Raw genomic sequence first — 16,280 nt, forward strand, 5'->3', positions numbered from 1 at the left:
ACTCCTTGTGGCCCGGGATCAGGCGCGATCCGCTACACGTTCGCCGAGCAGACCCGACGGACGGAACACCAGCACGATGATCAGCACGATGAAGGCGAACACGTCCTGATAGTTACTGCCGAACACGCCGCCGGTGAGGTTGCCGATATAGCCGGCGCCCAGCTGTTCGATCAGGCCGAGGAGCACGCCACCGACCATCGCGCCGCCGAGATTGCCGATACCGCCGAGCACCGCCGCGGTAAAGGCCTTCAGGCCAGGGATGAAGCCCATGTAGAAGTGCGCGTTGCCGTATTCGGACGCGATCATCACGCCGGCGAGCGCAGCCAGTGCCGAGCCGATCATGAAGGTCGCCGAAATCACGAAGTTCGGGCTCACGCCCATCAGGCTCGCGACGTTCGGGTTCTCGGCGATCGCGCGCATCGCACGGCCGAGCTTGGTCTTGTGCACGAGCAGCAGCAGCCCGCCCATCACGAGGAACGCCACCACGATGATCACGATTTCAGTCATCGAGATCACGGCGCCGGGCGTCGTGTCGGTGGCCTTGATCACGTTGATCGGATCGGTGGGCAACAGCTGCGGGAACGGCAGCGGATTGCGCGACCAGATCATCATCGCGAGCGTCTGCAGCAGAATCGACACACCGATCGCGGTGATCAGCGGGGCGAGACGCGGTGCGCGCCGCAACGGCCGGTAGGCCACGCGCTCGATCGTGTAGCCGACCACCGAGCAAACCGCCGCTGCGATGATCAACGCGATGACGAGCGTCAGCGCGTTGCCGAGCCCGGGGAAGTGGTTCTGCAGCACACCTATGGCGGAGAGCGCAACCATCGCGCCCACCATCAACACATCGCCGTGAGCGAAGTTGATGATGCCCAGAATGCCGTAAACCATCGTGTAGCCTAGTGCGATGATGGCGTAGACACTGCCAAGCACCAGTCCATTCAGGATCTGCTGGATGAAGATATCCATTTATTGCTCCTTAGCCCGTGCGACTGGATTCGCGTTGTTCATCTGCCGGTGGGCGGTGATGCGCGACGAATCTCAACGGCACTGCGGGTACTGATGTAAAAGACCGGTAAGGGTTATCCGCTGCCGGCTTGCCCTGACGACCGTGATGCGGTCGCGGGCTCCCCTTGGGCGGATGCAAAAACGGCACCGTTGGATGGTGTCGGTGCCGTCAGGCCGAACTTCCCGTCATCACATCTTTACGACGTCGAGAACTGCTTTCTTGCCGTCCTTGAAGTCGTAAAGCGTAATGGCGCCCTCTTTCAAATCACCCTTGTCGTCGAACGCGATGTGGCCGATTACCCCGTTGTAATCGGTCGAAGGCATCGCAGCCAGCACCTTGGGCGCCTCGATCGAATTAGCGCGCTTCATTGCATCGACGATCACGTACACAGCGTCATACGTGAACGGCGCGTAAATCTGCACCGGCGTGTGGAAGCGATCCTCGTACTTCTTTTCGAAGTCCGCTCCATTGGTCATTTTCGAAAGCGCGAGTCCTGCTTCCGAACAGACCAGGTTTTGCACGGCGGTACCCGCCAGCTCACCTACCTTGTCGGTACACACACCGTCGCCGCCAAGGATTTTTGCCCTGATACCGAGCGCCGCCGCCTGCTTCGTAAACGGCCCGCCCGTCGCGTCCATGCCGCCGAACATGATGGCGTCCGGCTGAACACTTTTGATCTTCGTGAGAATGGCCCGGAAATCCGTGGCCTTGTCGTTGGTCGCCTCGCGCGCGACGATCTTCGCGCCGCTCGCCTCGGCGGTCTTCGCGAATTCATCAGCGAGACCCTTGCCGTAGGCGGTCGCATCGTCCACGATCGCGATGCGCTTGGCGCCCAGCGCCTTCGTCGCGTAATTGGCGAGCGCCGGACCCTGCTGCGCGTCGGTCGCGACCACCCGATAGGTCGTCTTGAACCCCTGTTGCGTGTAGGCCGGATTCGTCGACGACGGCGAGATCTGCACGATGCTCGCGTCGCTGTAGATCTTCGACGCCGGAATCGACACCCCGGAGTTCAGGTGCCCGATCACCGCGACCACGTGATCGTCGACCAGCTTCTGCGCGACCGCGGTGCCGGTTTTCGGGTCCGCCGCATCGTCCTGCGCGTCGAGCTGCAGCTGGATCTTGCGACCGTCGATCGTCAGACCCTGCGCATTGATTTCCTCGACCGCGAGACGCGCCCCATTTTCATTGTCCTTGCCCAGGTGCGCGATGCCGCCCGTCAACGGAGCCGCATGACCGATCTTCACGATAGTCGCTTCACTCGCGGCGGCGACCGCCGCGGCCGAAGCCGCCGATGCGCCCGCTCCCGCTTCGCCATCCTGTTTCTTGCCGCACGCGGTCAGCATCGCAACCGCGGCCGCGATGGACACGGCGTAAGCAAATTTGACTCGCATCAAGTGAGGTCTCCCGCGCCTTTCAAAATCCACTTTTCAGGACCTTAAGGCCTTGAGAACGCGCGCATTGTAACTCCAATTATGCGGCTGGCAATATTGTTGAACCGGTGGGGTTTTCCTGCATTGCAACCTGATATTGAGAGGAAAATTCGCTAAAAAGCGCAACCCGGTTGCGATCCTTTTTCGTGCACCAGTTGCACCGCCTCCGAGCCCGATGGCATCAAGTGTTGCGGCCGATCGGCCTGAATGCCGGATAGGGCGGGCTTTGCATCGGATATGTCCATTTAGCGTGCGCTCGCCAAGATGCACTAATTCAGTGCGTGATTAATTCGTCTTAAGCCGATTGCTTAGCTTAAAACGGGGGCGCATCGCTCGAAAATCAATAAAAGACCCGATCACAATTCAAAATTATTTGTGCGCGAGACCACTGAAATCCAGCGAAGCGTTCGATCTGGCACCTAATTTACCTGGCGTGCCGTCAGACTCGGCACATAAAAAAAGCGCGCCCTCGGGCGCGCTTTCCTTTCACTGATGCTAACGGATTGTCAGGCTGGCAGACCGAGCCCGCGTGGCAGCGGAAACGCGATGTTTTCCTCGATACCCTCGAGCGCGCGCACGTTGCGCACACCCAATTCGCGCAGACGCGCGATCACTGCCTGCGCCAGCACCTCCGGCGCCGACGCGCCGGCGGTCACGCCGATGCGGCGCTTGCCCTCGACCCAGACCGGATCGATCTGATCGGGCGAATCGACCATATAAGCCGGCACCCCGAGCTTCTCGGCGAGCTCGCGCAAGCGATTCGAATTCGAGCTGTTCGGACTTCCGACGACGACCACGACGTCGCACTGCGGCGCCATGAACTTCACGGCGTCCTGGCGATTCTGCGTGGCGTAGCAGATGTCCTGCTTCTTCGGCTCACGGATGGACGGATACTTGGCCTTCAGCGCGCCGATGATTTCGGCGGCGTCGTCGACCGACAACGTAGTTTGCGTGACGAACGCGATCCGCTCCGGATCGGCGAGCTGCAAAGCCTGCACGTCCTCGATGTCCTCGACCAGATGCATACCCTCGGCCGCCTGGCCCATCGTGCCTTCCACTTCCGGGTGGCCCTTGTGGCCGATCATCACGATGTCGAAACCGTCCTGGCGCATCTTCGCGACTTCGATATGCACCTTGGTCACGAGCGGACAGGTGGCGTCGTACACGCGCAGCCCGCGCGACTCCGCCTCCGAGCGCACGGCCTTCGACACGCCGTGCGCGCTGAAGATCACCGTGTTGCCCGCCGGCACTTCGTCCAGGTTCTCGATGAAGATCGCTCCCTTCTTGCGCAGGTCTTCGACCACATAGGCGTTATGGACGATTTCGTGACGCACGTAGATCGGCGAGCCGTACAGCTTGATGGCCCGCTCGACGATCTCGATCGCCCGGTCGACGCCGGCGCAAAACCCGCGTGGCTGGGCCAGCAGGATCTCCGCTTCGGCAAGAGTCGTATCCGTGATGCTCATGTTTACAGAATCCCGATGATTTTCACTTCAAACGCCAGCGCCTGGCCGGCAAGCGGGTGATTGAAGTCGAACAGGGCCGACGTTTCGCCGACTTCCTTCAGCACGCCGGCGTAGCGCCCGCCGCCCGGCGCATTGAATTCGACCAGGTCGCCCGGGGAAAAATCCTCGCCGATCATGCTGTTCTCCCGCAGCGTGGCAAGGGACACCCGCTGGATCAACTCCGGATTGCGCGGGCCGAACGCCTGCCCCGGCGCTAGCTGAAAGGTCGAATGGTGGCCCACCTTCAAACCCAGCAAAATATCTTCCAGCGGCGGCGCCAGTTGACCGGCGCCGAGCAGCAGCGTGGCGGGCTTGTCGCTGAACGTGTTGATCACTTCGGCGCCATCGGCAAGGGAAAGCCGGTAATGCAGCGTGACGTGTGAACCGGGTTTCACCTCGGAAATATCGATGATGCTCATGCAATGCTCGCTCAGTCGAAGCGCGCTGCACGCGGGCGCCGTGGGCGCAGCCAACGCGTGTGGCAAGCCGTCGGCCTGCCGTGCGCAAAGCGTCTATTGTAAGCCACCTAGCGGGCGCCGGCTTGAGTCCGTCGCTCGCCGAGGCGGCACGGCCCGACGGCGCGCTGCGCTGCGCCGCGCGCGCCGTCAACCTTATGCGGAGGACTCTATATATATGGCTGATTTCGCCAGCACAATCGACGAAACACCGGCGGCAACGGTGCGGCCGAAGTCGCGCAAACGCATCGGGCGCGGCGCGAAAGCCGCCGCGAATGAGTCGGCCGAGGCTTCTTCGACGGCCGCCGGCTCGACCGCTCGCACCCGAGCGCAACTATTCCGCGGCAAATGGCACAGGCGCGACATGCCGCGCGAGCGGCTGATCGACCTGGGCCCCGACGTGCTGTCGGACACTGAAATGATCGCACTCATACTCGGCTCCGGCCTGCCCGGCCACGACGTGTTCAGCGTCGCGCGGGCGCTGCTCGACCGCTTCGGCTCACTGCGCGCGATGCTCGACGCAACTTACGCGGACTTCGACGGCATTCGCGGCATCGGCCCGGCGAAAAAGGCGCAATTGCTCGCGATCATGGAAATGGCGCGCCGCTCGCTCGTCGACAAGATGCGCGAGCGCCCGCTGATGAACTCGCCTGACGCGGTCGAAAGTTATCTGCGCCTTCTGATCGGCGGCCAGCCACAGGAGGTGTTCGTGTCGCTGTTTCTCGACGCGCGGCATCGGCTGATCCGCTGCGAGGAAAGCGCGCGCGGCTCGCTGACGCGCATGGCCGTTTATCCGCGCGAGATCGTGCGGCGGGCGCTCGCCGCGAACGCGGCCAGCCTGATCGTCGCGCATAATCATCCGTCCGGCGCCGTCGAGCCGAGCGCGAGCGACTGCCGGCTTACGCAGACGCTGCGCGACGCGCTCGCGCTCGTCGATGTGCAGCTGATCGATCACCTGGTAATCGGCGCGGACAGCGTATACTCGTTCGCCCGCGCCGGCTGGCCGGGGCTCGCACGAAAGCCCACTCGAGCGCAAGAAGCGGAAAAGCCGCCGCACGGCGCCGTATTCCGCATCGCAAATAAGGTTTGATTTTGCGGCTTTTTTTCTGCTAGAATTCCGGTTTGCCTATTTCCAACCCCCTGTTCCGAAGCCATCAAGGCGTTCCGCAAAGGTCAGGCGGCTGTGGTAGCGAGTGCCTCTACGCAACTTCGCACATCTTCAGCGCGGCTCTTTTCGGGAAACTTTCACGGCGTTCGAACTCAGAATTAGCGTATTAGGAGTGCTCTCATGGCACGCGTATGCCAAGTAACTGGGAAAGCGCCGATGAGCGGCAACAACGTTTCCCACGCGAACAACAAGACCAAGCGCCGGTTCCTCCCGAACCTGCAAAACCGCCGTATCTGGGTGGAAAGCGAAAACCGTTGGGTGCGTCTGCGCGTTTCGAACGCCGGCCTGCGCCTGATCGACAAGAACGGTATCGACGCCGTGCTCGCAGACCTGCGCGCACGCGGTGAAGCCTAAGGAGTAAATCATGGCGAAAGGCGCACGCGACAAGATCAAGCTGGAATCGACCGCAGGCACGGGTCACTTCTACACGACGACGAAGAACAAACGCAACATGCCGGAAAAGATGCTGATCAAGAAATTTGATCCGGTCATCCGTAAGCACGTTGACTACAAGGAAACCAAGATCAAGTAATCTTGGCTCTCCAGCCTGACGAAGGCAAAAACATGAAAAGCCTCGCACCCGTGCGAGGCTTTTTTGTTTTTGCGCCGACCTCGCGATAGCGCCGCAACGCGCGCACGAATCGCCCTATTCCGTTTGGCCAGCTTTCGCTAGCGCGTCGCGGCGCGTATCCTTTGTCGTTTTCGCGGCGCGGTTTGCGCGCCGTCATTGCAAAACGAAAGACGGAGATGTGGGCAATGGAATTCGATGTGGCGATTGTCGGTAGTGGTCTGGCTGGTTTGAGCGTCGCGCTCAATCTCGCGCAGACACGGCGCGTTGCTGTGATCGCCAAGCGATCGCTGACCGAGGGTGCGAGCGACTGGGCGCAGGGCGGCATCGCCGCCGTGCTCGATTCCGCGGACAGCGTCGAGAATCACGTGCGCGACACGCTGATCGCAGGCGGCGGCCTGTGCGACGAGGCGGCGACGCGATTTATCGTCGAACACGGGCGCGCCGCGATTGAATGGCTGATCGAACAGGGCGTGCCGTTTACGAAAGACGACGCCGCCGAACTGGGCTTTCACCTGACGCGCGAAGGCGGTCATAGCCATCGCCGGATCATTCACGCGGCCGACGCGACCGGCCACGCGGTCGTCGCCACACTCAGCGAACAGGTGCGCCAGCATCCGAACATCACGCTGTTCGAAGAACATCACGCGGTCGACCTGATCACGTCCGAACGCCTCGGCCTGCCCGGGCGCCGCTGCCACGGCCTGTACGCGCTCGATCTGCAAAGCGGCCGCACCGTCACGGTCGAGGCACCGCATACGGTGCTCGCGACCGGCGGCGCCGGCAAGGTCTACCTTTACACGACAAACCCGGACACCGCGACCGGCGACGGCATCGCGATGGCATGGCGCGCGGGCTGCCGCGTGTCGAACATGGAGTTCATCCAGTTCCACCCGACCTGCCTGTTCCACCCGTACGCAAAGTCGTTCCTGATTTCGGAAGCGGTGCGCGGCGAAGGCGGCATTCTGAAGCTGCCGGACGGCACGCGCTTCATGCCCAATCACGACGATCGCGCGGAGCTTGCACCGCGCGATATCGTCGCGCGCGCGATCGACTTCGAGATCAAGAAACGCGGCATCGACTGCGTCTACCTCGACATCAGCCATCAGCCGGCCGCATTCCTGCACGAGCATTTCCCGACTATCCTCGCCCGCTGCCTCGAGTTCGGCATCGACATCACGAAAGAGCCGATTCCGGTCGTGCCGGCCGCGCATTACACGTGTGGCGGCGTCGTCACCGATCTGGCGGGGCGCACTGATCTCGCGGGTCTCTATGCGGTCGGCGAAACGTCGTGCACGGGCCTGCACGGCGCGAACCGGCTCGCCAGCAATTCACTGCTCGAATGCCTTGTGATCGGCCGCTCGGCCGCCGAGGCGATCGAAGCGGAGGGCTTTGCCGCCGCCGTCCACGCGCCGCTGCCGGACTGGGACGAAAGCCGCGTGTCCGATCCGGACGAGGAAGTCGTGGTCGCGCACAACTGGGACGAGTTGCGCCGGCTGATGTGGAACTACGTCGGCATCGTGCGCACCGACAAGCGACTCGAGCGCGCGAAGCATCGGCTCGCGCTGCTGCGCGACGAAATCCACGAGTATTACGCGAACTTCAAGGTCAGCCGCGATCTGCTGGAGTTGCGCAATCTGGTCGACGTGGCCTCGCTGATCGTCGAGGGCGCGCGCTCGCGGCGCGAAAGCCGCGGCCTGCATTTCAGCCGCGACTGGCCGGCCGCATTGCCCAAGGCGCTGCCGACAGTGCTGTCGCCGAAATATGCGCGCAAGCGGAATTCCTGATGGCATAGCGCTGAAACATACGCTGAAGCGGCGCCACAGACGACAAGGCCATTGCCGAAAAGCTCCGGCAATGGCCTTGTTCAGTTGTCGCGATGGTTGTTTGCTGCGCTAGAACGCCCGACGCTCAAACGATCCGCATCGAGTAGTCGGTCGCGCGTACGTCCTTGGTCAGCGCGCCGATCGACACGCGGTCCACGCCCGTCTCCGCAATCGTACGCACGGTCTCGAAGTTCACGCCACCGGACACCTCGAGCACCGCGCAACCCGCCGTGATACGAACCGCGTCGCGCATCATGTCGAACGAGAAGTTGTCCAGCAGGATCGACTGCGCGCCATGTGAGAGCGCGGTTCCGAGTTGCTCGAGCGTTTCGACTTCGATCTGGATCGGCACGCCCGCGTTCAACGCGAGCGCCGCGTCCATCGCCGCACCCACGCCGCCGGCCGCTGCAATGTGGTTTTCCTTGATCAGAATGCCGTCGTACAGCGCGAGCCGCTGATTCGCCCCGCCGCCGACGCGCACCGCGTACTTTTGCGCGAGCCGCAAGCCCGGCAATGTCTTGCGCGTATCGAGCACGCGCGTGCGCGTGTGCGCGATTGCATCGACATAGCGGCGCGTCGCGCTCGCCACTCCCGACAGCAGTTGCAGAAAATTCATCGCGTTGCGCTCGCCGGTCAAGAGCGCGCGCACCGGCCCCCGCAGATCGCACACTGTCGTGTCGGCGCTCATGCGGTCGCCCTCGCGGTACCGCCATTGAACTTCGATGCGCGGATCGACCGCGCGCATCACCGCGTCGAACCACGGCACGCCGCACAGGACCGCGTCCTCGCGCACGATGATGCGCGCGTTGCGAACGTCATCGGCAGGCACGAGGCGGCCGGTCTGATCTCCGCTGCCGATGTCTTCGGCGAGCGCATCGGCGACGTTGCGCGCGAGCGCCGTGTCAAACGCCGCGCCGTACTGTGCGTGAATCTCCGCGAAAAGCGGCGACACTGCGTTGGCCCCTTCGCGCGCCACTGCCTGCTCCGGCGCCTTCTCCACCACAGTCATTACGCTGCTCCCACGTTCGAATACAGTTGCGCGTCGCGCGCAAGATCGCCACTCGCCTGCACGCGCTTCTTGTGACGTGCCGCGAAATCGAGCATGCGGTCGATCGGCAGACGCGCACGCTCGCCGATCGCGCGATCGACGAAGATCTCGTTGTGGCCGCGCTCGAGCACATCGGCCAGGTTGGCGAGGCCGTTCATCGCCATCCACGGGCAATGTGCGCAGCTCTTGCAGGTCGCGCTGTTGCCAGCCGTCGGTGCCGCAATCAGCGTCTTGCCGGGCGCGGCGAGTTGCATCTTGTGCAGGATGCCGAGGTCGGTCGCGACGATGAAATGCGTCGCGTCGAGCTTCTGCGCGGCGTCGATCAACTGCGTGGTCGAGCCGACCACGTCCGCCTGGGCGACCACATTTGCCGGCGACTCCGGATGCACGAGCACCTTCGCATGCGGATAATCAGCCCGCAGCAGATCGAGCTCGATGCCCTTGAATTCGTCGTGCACGAGGCACGAGCCCTGCCACATCAACATGTCCGCGCCGGTCTTGCCCTGGATGTAGCTGCCGAGATGACGGTCCGGCGCCCAGATGATCTTCTCGCCGCGCGCATGCAGATCGGCGACGATCTCCAGCCCGATCGACGACGTCACCATCCAGTCCGCGCGCGCCTTCACGGCCGCGCTCGTGTTCGCGTAGACGACCACCGTGCGGTCCGGGTGCGCGTCGCAGAACGCCGAGAACTCGTCGACCGGACAGCCGAGGTCGAGCGAACAGGTCGCATCCAGATCCGGCATCAGAATGCGCTTGTCCGGACTGAGAATTTTCGCGGTCTCGCCCATGAAGCGCACGCCCGCGACCACCAGCGTCTGCGCTTCGTGATCGCGGCCGAAGCGCGCCATTTCCAGCGAATCGGCTACGCAACCGCCGGTTTCGTCGGCAAGCTCCTGCAATTCTGCATCGACATAATAATGAGCGACCAGCACCGCTTTCTCGCGCCTGAGTAACTCGCGAATGCGTGCCTTCAGCGCCCGCTTCTCTTCCGCCGACGGCGTCTCGGGCACCTTCGCCCACGCCTGGCCGATCCCGCAGGTCGTGCCCTGCGCCTGAGGCCGGTCGTATTCGACGGTCTTGATCGCCTGCTGCTCCATCATCTCCTCTGCCCTCACCTGGCCGCCGCGGCTTGCCGCTCGCGTTACACGCGATGCTTTTCCGCAGCCCAAAAATGCAAAACCCCGCCAACGCGGGGTTTTGTGACGTCTTTGAATTTTAATGGATTTCAGGCATAGCGACGCAACCGCATCGCGAAGTCTTGCAACGCCTTGATTCCGCTCTGCTCGGCACGATGGCACCAGTCCTGCAATTGCACCAGCAATTGCTCGCGCGATGCGTTGGAGCGCTCCCACATCGCCGCCAGTTCGTTGCGCATGTCGATGTAGGTCTTCAGCTTCTGGCTGTTCGCAAAAATCTGCGGCAGCTGGAGCCTCTGCGGCTCGTTGAGGCCTGCCTCTTCCTTGTGGAACCAGCTACGCGCGCCGCGCATCACCTGATACTTTTCGCGCGCGCCGACTTCCTTCAGATGCGCGAGCTCCTGGCGGTACGCGCGCTTGATCGCCTTCGCGTAACGCGCCATCACTTCGTAGCGGTTCGCGAGTACCGCCTGCAGCGTGTCCTGATCGAGCACGAGCTTGCCGGTGGTCAAGCGCGGCGTCGGCGCGACCTTCTTCACCTTGGCCAGACGAAACGCCTGCATGATGCGGATGTACATCCAGCCGATGTCGAACTCGTACCACTTGTTCGACAGCTTCGCCGACGTCGCATACGTGTGATGATTGTTATGCAACTCCTCGCCGCCGATGATGATGCCCCACGGGAAAATGTTGGTGCTCGCATCCGACGAATTGAAGTTGCGATAGCCCCAGAAGTGCGCAAGTCCGTTGACCACGCCGGCGGCCCAGAAAGGGATCCACACCATCTGCACGGCCCAGATGGTCAGGCCGACGACGCCGAACAGCGCGACGTTGATCACCATCATCAGGCTCACGCCGAGGATCGGGTACTTCGTGTAGACGTTGCGCTCCATCCAGTCGTTCGGCGTACCGTGACTGAACTTGCGCATCGTTTCTTCGTTTTTCGCTTCGGAGCGATAGAGCTCGGCGCCTTCGAGCAGCACCTTCCAGATGCCGCGCGTTTGCGGGCTGTGCGGATCCTCTTCGGTTTCACACTTCGCATGGTGCTTGCGGTGAATCGCGGCCCACTGGCCGGTCAGCATGCCGGTGGTCATCCACAGCCAGAAGCGGAAAAAATGACTGGCGATCGGGTGCAGATCCAGCGCGCGATGCGCCTGGCAGCGATGCAGATAGACGGTCACGCCGATGATCGTGATGTGCGTAACGATCAGCGTGTACACGACGAGTTGCCACCACGAGAAATGCAGCAGTCCGTGGGCAAGGAAATCGAGCAAAGAATTCAACAAGGTAAGTTACCTGCAGAACGAGAGATACGAAGCACACGCGGCGCGTGTGTCATGAAAGTGAAAGCATACAGCGGGATAGGACGATATTCTACTTGAAGCGTTCCAAGTGTTTGTAACAAATAGGGATTTTTTGTTCGCTATCAAGTCGATGGCGATTCTCGCGGCGCTGACTCATGCCTCGCCGCAGCCCGAAACGGTGCTTATCGACCGTCGTTGGCAGCCCCGTCGGCGGGCCTGAGCGCCGAATCGGCCGTGGCTTCGGGCACCGGATCGGTCATTGCTACCGGGTGCGGCATTGCGCCGCCTGTCGGACTGACGATGCGCACCTCGCGTTGCGGGAGCGGAATCGTGACGCCGTGCTCGGAAAAGAGACGCCAGATGTTGCGATTGACCTTCGAGCGTACGCCTCCAGTGCCGTTCGCCGCGTCCGCGATCCAGAAGCCCAGTTCGAGATTGATGCCATCTGGACCAAAGCCGACCAGAAACGGCGTCGGCGCCGGTTCGCGCAGCACCCGCGGCACGTCGGCGGCGGCCTCGGCGAGCAGCGTCATTGCTCGTTCGACGTCGGATGTGTAGGCGATCTGCACGGCCGCCTTCGCGTAGCCGCGAGTCAGATACGACGACTGGTTCTGTACGACGTCGGTGATCAGCTTCTCGTTCGGAATCAGCGTCTCGATACCGTCGAGTCCACGCACGACGGTGTAGCGCGTGCGAATCTGCGTGACGCGGCCCTGCAGGCCGCTCACGTTGATCGTGTCACCGATCCGCAACGAGCGGTCGAGCAGAATGATGAAGCCCGACACATAGTTGCTCGCGATCTTCTGCATGCCGAAGCCGAGGCCGACGCCCAGCGCGCCGCCGAACACGCCGAGCACCGTGATGTCGATGCCGACGATCGACAGGCTGATCAGGATTGCCGCGAGCACGAAGGCCGCGCGGCCGACCCGCGCGACCACCACCTTCAGGTTAGCGTCGAGCGTCTTCGAGCGCATCAGGCGATCTTCGAACGACGAGCCGAGCCACATCGCGACGACCATCGTGACGCCGACCCACAAAAGCCCCGTGATCAGCGACAGCAGCGTCATATGCGCATTGCCGACGCGAAAGCTCACGCTGTCCATCCATGCGATCACGGCGTTCTGAATGCCCAACAGCGTGAGCACCATGGCGATCCACACGACCACCGACACGACCTTCTCGACGAGAAACAGCCACGGATGCTCGCCACCTTCGCGGTTGAACACCCGCCGCGCGAAGAAGAAGACGATGTAGATCAGCCCGATGCCGACGAGCGGCACCAGCGCCAGATCGAGCAGCGCCGTGTCCATGAACCGGCCGGCGATCGCCCGCGCGAGCCACACGAGTCCCGCGCCGATCAGCGGAAAAGCCGCCCGGTCGAGGCTTTCCATGCCAAAACGCAGGCTCTCGTAGCGCGCCGACTGCGGCCGGTCGATCCGGCGGCGCAGTGCCCGCGCAAGCGCCCACGCGACGAGCAGCGTCGCGAGCAGGATAGCGACCTGCCACAGCATCACGGGCTGACCGAAGTCGCGCGCGATGTCGCTGAACATGTGGGGAAAAGTCGTATGCATGGATGTCGCCGAAAATGCCGGCACGCGCGGATTCGTCTGCCAATCCGCGCACTGGCCGGTGGCCGGTTGCCTAGCTCTGGCGCTCGAGCACGGCGGCGAAGAAGCCGTCGGTCGCATGGCGGTGCGGCCACAGCGACAGGTAGTCGCCCATCTCCAGTTCGATGCGCTGCTCGGCGAGCACGTCGCGCACGGGCACCAGCGCGAAATCAGGGTGGTCGGCGAGGAACTGCTGCACGACCGCCTCGTTTTCCGCTTCGAGAATCGAGCACGTCGCGTAGACGAGCCGGCCGCCCTTCTTCACGAGACGCGCCGCGCTCGCGAGAATCGACGCCTGCTTCGGCGCCAGCTCGGCGATCGACTCCGGCGACTGGCGCCACTTCAGGTCCGGATTGCGGCGCAGCGTGCCGAGGCCGCTGCACGGCGCATCGACGAGCACGCGGTCGATCTTGCCGGCCAGACGCTTGATCTTCGCGTCGTGTTCGCTGTCGATCAACACCGGGTTCACGTTCGACAGGCCGCTCCTCGCGAGACGCGGCTTCAGCTTCGCGAGCCGCCGCTCGGAGACGTCGAACGCGTAGAGTCGGCCGGTCGAGCGCATCGCCGCGCCGAGCGCCAGCGTCTTGCCACCCGCGCCCGCGCAGAAATCGACGATCATCTCACCGCGTCGCGGCGCGACCAGCGAGCACAGCAGTTGGCTACCCTCGTCCTGCACTTCGAGCCAGCCCTGCTGGAACGCGTCGAGCTTGGTGAGCGCCGGCTTGCCGACCACCCGCACACCGAGCGGCGCGAACGGCGTCGCGCCTGCCTCGATGCCGGCCTTCGACAACGCGCCCAGCACGTCGTCGCGGCTCGCCTTGATGGGATTGGCGCGCAGGTCGAGCGGCGCCGGGTAGTTCAGCGCGGCGGCCAGCTGCGCGAGCTCGGCGCCCTCGAAGCGCGGGCTCAACGCCTGGCAGATCCAGTCGGGCAGGTTCAGGCGAATCCGCAGCGGCAGGCTTTCCGGGTCGATCTTCGACACGTGTTCGAGCCACGTCCCCTCGGCCTCGGTGACGAACGGCTTGAGGGCCGAGCGTCCGGCCGTCTGCATCAGGCCCAGCAGCGCCATGCGGCGTGCCGGACTGCCGGTGCCGCTTTCGGCCAGATGCGCGAACTCCATCCGGCGGCGCAGCACCGCGAACACCGCCTCGGCGATCACGCCGCGCTCGGCATGGCCGAGCTTCGGATGCGCGCGGAAGAAGCGGCTCGTGGTGGCGTCGGCGGGGCCGTTCAGCCGCAGCACTTCGGCCAGCAGCGTTTCAGTTTGTCCAATCAGGAAACCATGCAATCTCATGCGCCCTCTCCGGCGGTGTGACCGGCAAAGAGCCATTGCGGCTCCGACGGCGTAAGCGTGACGCGCAAGCCGTCGAGAGCGAGACGCCCTTCGACGAACCAGCGCACCGCGCGTGGATAAATGATGTGCTCGGTGGCGAGCACGCGTGCGGCGAGCGTCTGGGCGGTATCGCCCGCCTCGACAGGCACGGCCGACTGCAGGACGATCGGCCCGTGATCGAGCTTTGATGTGACAAAATGCACCGACGCGCCGTGGAACCGCACGCCGGCGTCGAGCGCCTGCTGGTGGGTCTTCAGGCCCGGGAAACTCGGCAGCAGCGACGGGTGCACGTTCAGCATGCGCCCCGCGTAATGGTCGACGAAGCGCTCGGTCAACACGCGCATGAAGCCCGCGAGCACGACGAGGTCCGGCGCGAACGAGTCGATCTGCTCGGCGAGTGCCGCGTCGAAGCTGTCGCGATCCGGAAACTGGCGGTGGTCGACCACCGCCGTGGCGATGCCGAGCGACGCCGCGAACGCGAGCCCCGCGGCATCAGGACGGTTGGCAATCACGGCGGCGACCTGCGCCGGCCAGCCCTCGCTCGCGCAGGCGCGCACGATGGCTTCCATGTTGCTGCCCCGCCCGGAAATCAGGATGACGAGTTTTTTCATGCGCGGATTTTATCATTCGGCAATCGCTAACCCGCGACCGCGCAGCCGTCTGTTGCGCCAAGCGTTTATAATCGATTGTTTTGCGGCACCCTGCCCGCGCCCCTATTGCAATCGCAGCAACTGCTGCAACCCGCTATCGTGAGAGTCTTCCGCGGTCTTCCCAATGCCGAGAGCCGCGCGCCGTGCGCGCTGACCATCGGCAACTTCGACGGTGTCCACCGCGGCCACCAGGCTCTGCTCGCGCACGTGCGCGCGGCCGCCAACGCGCGTGGCCTGCCCGTCTGCGTGATGACCTTCGAGCCGCACCCGCGCGAGTTCTTCAACCCGGCCGGCGCGCCGCCGCGCATCGCGATGCTGCGCGACAAGCTCGAGGCGCTGCGTACCAACGGGGTCGACCGGGTCGTCGTCGAGCACTTCAATCACACGTTCGCGAGCCAGTCGCCGGACACGTTCGTCGAGCGGATCATCGTCAACGGCTTGCACGCGCGCTGGATCATGATCGGCGACGACTTCCGCTACGGCGCGAAGCGCGCCGGCGATTTCGCGTCGCTGCAGGCCGCCGGCAAGCAATACGGCTTCGAAGTCGAACAGATGGCGACGGTCGCGGATCCATCGGGCGCGCGCATCTCGAGCTCGGGCGTGCGCGCGGCGCTGATCGCGGGCGACCTCGACTCGGCGCGCGCCGCGCTCGGCCGCGACTACCTGATCAGCGGCCACGTCACCCATGGCATGAAGCTCGGCCGCGATCTCGGCTTTCCGACGCTCAACCTGCCGATCGCGCACAAGCGTCCGGCTCTGGCCGGCATCTTCGTCGTGCAGGTGCACGGCATCGCCGAGCACCCGCTGCCGGGCGTCGCGAGCCTCGGTTTGCGCCCCACCGTCGACGATTCCGGCCGCGTGCTGCTCGAAGTACACCTGCTCGACTGGCACGGCGACGCGTATGGCAAACTCGTGCGCGTCGAATTTCTGAAGAAGCTGCGCGACGAGGAGAAGTTCGTCGACCTCGAAACGCTGACCGCCGCTATCGCGCGCGACGTCGCCAATGCGCGAGCGTGGTTCGCCGCGGTCGGCGGCGGCACGCCGGGTAGCCGTTCCACCGGTTTCGCCACTTCGGCCACCGACCGAATTAGATAACCGCCGCGGTTTGGGCCGGCGCACCGCGCCGCACGAACCGTCGCCGCGCGCATCGGAGGGCGTCCTGGCTTCACGCGGAGCCGCCCGCCGGGCGCGTCCCACGCTCCTCGCGCAGCGCGCAATCCGCGCGCCGCTACGCAAAG

At 64.0% G+C, this 16,280-nt stretch carries 15 protein-coding genes; 5 read left to right on the top strand and 10 right to left on the bottom strand.

Annotated features, from left to right (window positions below; translation table 11 throughout):
* Nucleotides 1–18 precede the first annotated feature (18 nt).
* From L0U84_RS15790 to L0U84_RS15805, 4 genes are all read right to left on the bottom strand, one after another.
* Entirely contained in the window at nucleotides 19–969 is a 951-nt protein-coding gene (locus L0U84_RS15790) for a branched-chain amino acid ABC transporter permease (protein ID WP_233851036.1), read from the bottom strand.
* A gap of 228 nt (nucleotides 970–1,197) precedes the next feature.
* On the bottom strand, nucleotides 1,198–2,400 hold the full coding sequence (locus L0U84_RS15795) for a branched-chain amino acid ABC transporter substrate-binding protein (RefSeq protein WP_233851038.1): 1,203 nt from the start codon (nucleotides 2,398–2,400) through the stop codon (nucleotides 1,198–1,200).
* Between the two features lie 545 nt (nucleotides 2,401–2,945).
* Nucleotides 2,946–3,905 (bottom strand): 4-hydroxy-3-methylbut-2-enyl diphosphate reductase, encoded by a 960-nt coding sequence (gene ispH, locus L0U84_RS15800; protein ID WP_129961032.1) that lies wholly within the window; start codon nucleotides 3,903–3,905, stop codon nucleotides 2,946–2,948.
* Between the two features lie 2 nt (nucleotides 3,906–3,907).
* Nucleotides 3,908–4,363 carry an FKBP-type peptidyl-prolyl cis-trans isomerase gene (locus L0U84_RS15805; protein ID WP_011489621.1) on the bottom strand — a complete coding sequence of 152 codons (456 nt, stop codon included), beginning with the start codon at nucleotides 4,361–4,363 and terminating at the stop codon, nucleotides 3,908–3,910.
* Nucleotides 4,364–4,577: 214 nt separating this feature from the next.
* On the opposite strand from L0U84_RS15805, the gene radC reads away from it, so the two are divergent.
* The 4 genes from radC to nadB all read left to right on the top strand — a co-directional run bounded on the left by radC (nucleotide 4,578) and on the right by nadB (nucleotide 7,922).
* On the top strand, nucleotides 4,578–5,489 hold the full coding sequence (gene radC, locus L0U84_RS15810; protein WP_233851040.1) for a RadC family protein: 912 nt from the start codon (nucleotides 4,578–4,580) through the stop codon (nucleotides 5,487–5,489).
* A gap of 198 nt (nucleotides 5,490–5,687) precedes the next feature.
* Entirely contained in the window at nucleotides 5,688–5,921 is a 234-nt protein-coding gene (rpmB, locus tag L0U84_RS15815) for a 50S ribosomal protein L28 (protein WP_007180631.1), read from the top strand.
* A gap of 10 nt (nucleotides 5,922–5,931) precedes the next feature.
* Entirely contained in the window at nucleotides 5,932–6,099 is a 168-nt protein-coding gene (rpmG, locus tag L0U84_RS15820) for a 50S ribosomal protein L33 (protein WP_008919555.1), read from the top strand.
* A 224-nt stretch (nucleotides 6,100–6,323) separates the two neighbouring features.
* The gene (gene nadB / locus L0U84_RS15825) at nucleotides 6,324–7,922 is read left to right on the top strand and encodes an L-aspartate oxidase (RefSeq protein ID WP_233851042.1); all 1,599 of its coding nucleotides are present in this window, start codon (nucleotides 6,324–6,326) and stop codon (nucleotides 7,920–7,922) included.
* Between the two features lie 124 nt (nucleotides 7,923–8,046).
* Here nadB and nadC read toward each other — a convergent pair whose 3' ends face one another.
* From nadC to purN, 6 genes are all read right to left on the bottom strand, one after another.
* Nucleotides 8,047–8,970 carry a carboxylating nicotinate-nucleotide diphosphorylase gene (nadC, locus tag L0U84_RS15830; protein ID WP_233851043.1) on the bottom strand — a complete coding sequence of 308 codons (924 nt, stop codon included), beginning with the start codon at nucleotides 8,968–8,970 and terminating at the stop codon, nucleotides 8,047–8,049.
* Entirely contained in the window at nucleotides 8,970–10,109 is a 1,140-nt protein-coding gene (nadA, locus tag L0U84_RS15835; RefSeq protein WP_233852044.1) for a quinolinate synthase NadA, read from the bottom strand. Before nadA ends, nadC begins: the two co-directional genes overlap by 1 nt.
* A gap of 128 nt (nucleotides 10,110–10,237) precedes the next feature.
* Nucleotides 10,238–11,434 (bottom strand): DesA family fatty acid desaturase, encoded by a 1,197-nt coding sequence (locus L0U84_RS15840; RefSeq protein WP_233851044.1) that lies wholly within the window; start codon nucleotides 11,432–11,434, stop codon nucleotides 10,238–10,240.
* 200 nt (nucleotides 11,435–11,634) lie between these two features.
* Nucleotides 11,635–13,023, bottom strand: a complete 1,389-nt coding sequence (locus L0U84_RS15845; RefSeq protein ID WP_233851045.1) for a mechanosensitive ion channel family protein — start codon at nucleotides 13,021–13,023, stop codon at nucleotides 11,635–11,637.
* A gap of 70 nt (nucleotides 13,024–13,093) precedes the next feature.
* Complete coding sequence (locus tag L0U84_RS15850) at nucleotides 13,094–14,353, bottom strand: RsmB/NOP family class I SAM-dependent RNA methyltransferase (protein WP_233851046.1); 1,260 nt, start codon at nucleotides 14,351–14,353, stop codon at nucleotides 13,094–13,096.
* A complete protein-coding gene (gene purN, locus L0U84_RS15855; RefSeq protein ID WP_233851048.1) occupies nucleotides 14,350–15,003 on the bottom strand; it encodes a phosphoribosylglycinamide formyltransferase in 654 nt (217 codons plus the stop codon). The genes L0U84_RS15850 and purN overlap by 4 nt, the downstream gene beginning before the upstream one ends.
* A gap of 138 nt (nucleotides 15,004–15,141) precedes the next feature.
* On the opposite strand from purN, the gene L0U84_RS15860 reads away from it, so the two are divergent.
* Nucleotides 15,142–16,137, top strand: coding sequence for a bifunctional riboflavin kinase/FAD synthetase (locus L0U84_RS15860; protein ID WP_233851050.1), 996 nt, complete (start codon nucleotides 15,142–15,144; stop codon nucleotides 16,135–16,137).
* The last annotated feature ends 143 nt before the right edge of the window (nucleotides 16,138–16,280 follow it).

This window comes from Paraburkholderia sp. HD33-4 (assembly GCF_021390635.1).
In the GTDB taxonomy this organism is placed as follows: Bacteria; Pseudomonadota; Gammaproteobacteria; order Burkholderiales; family Burkholderiaceae; genus Paraburkholderia.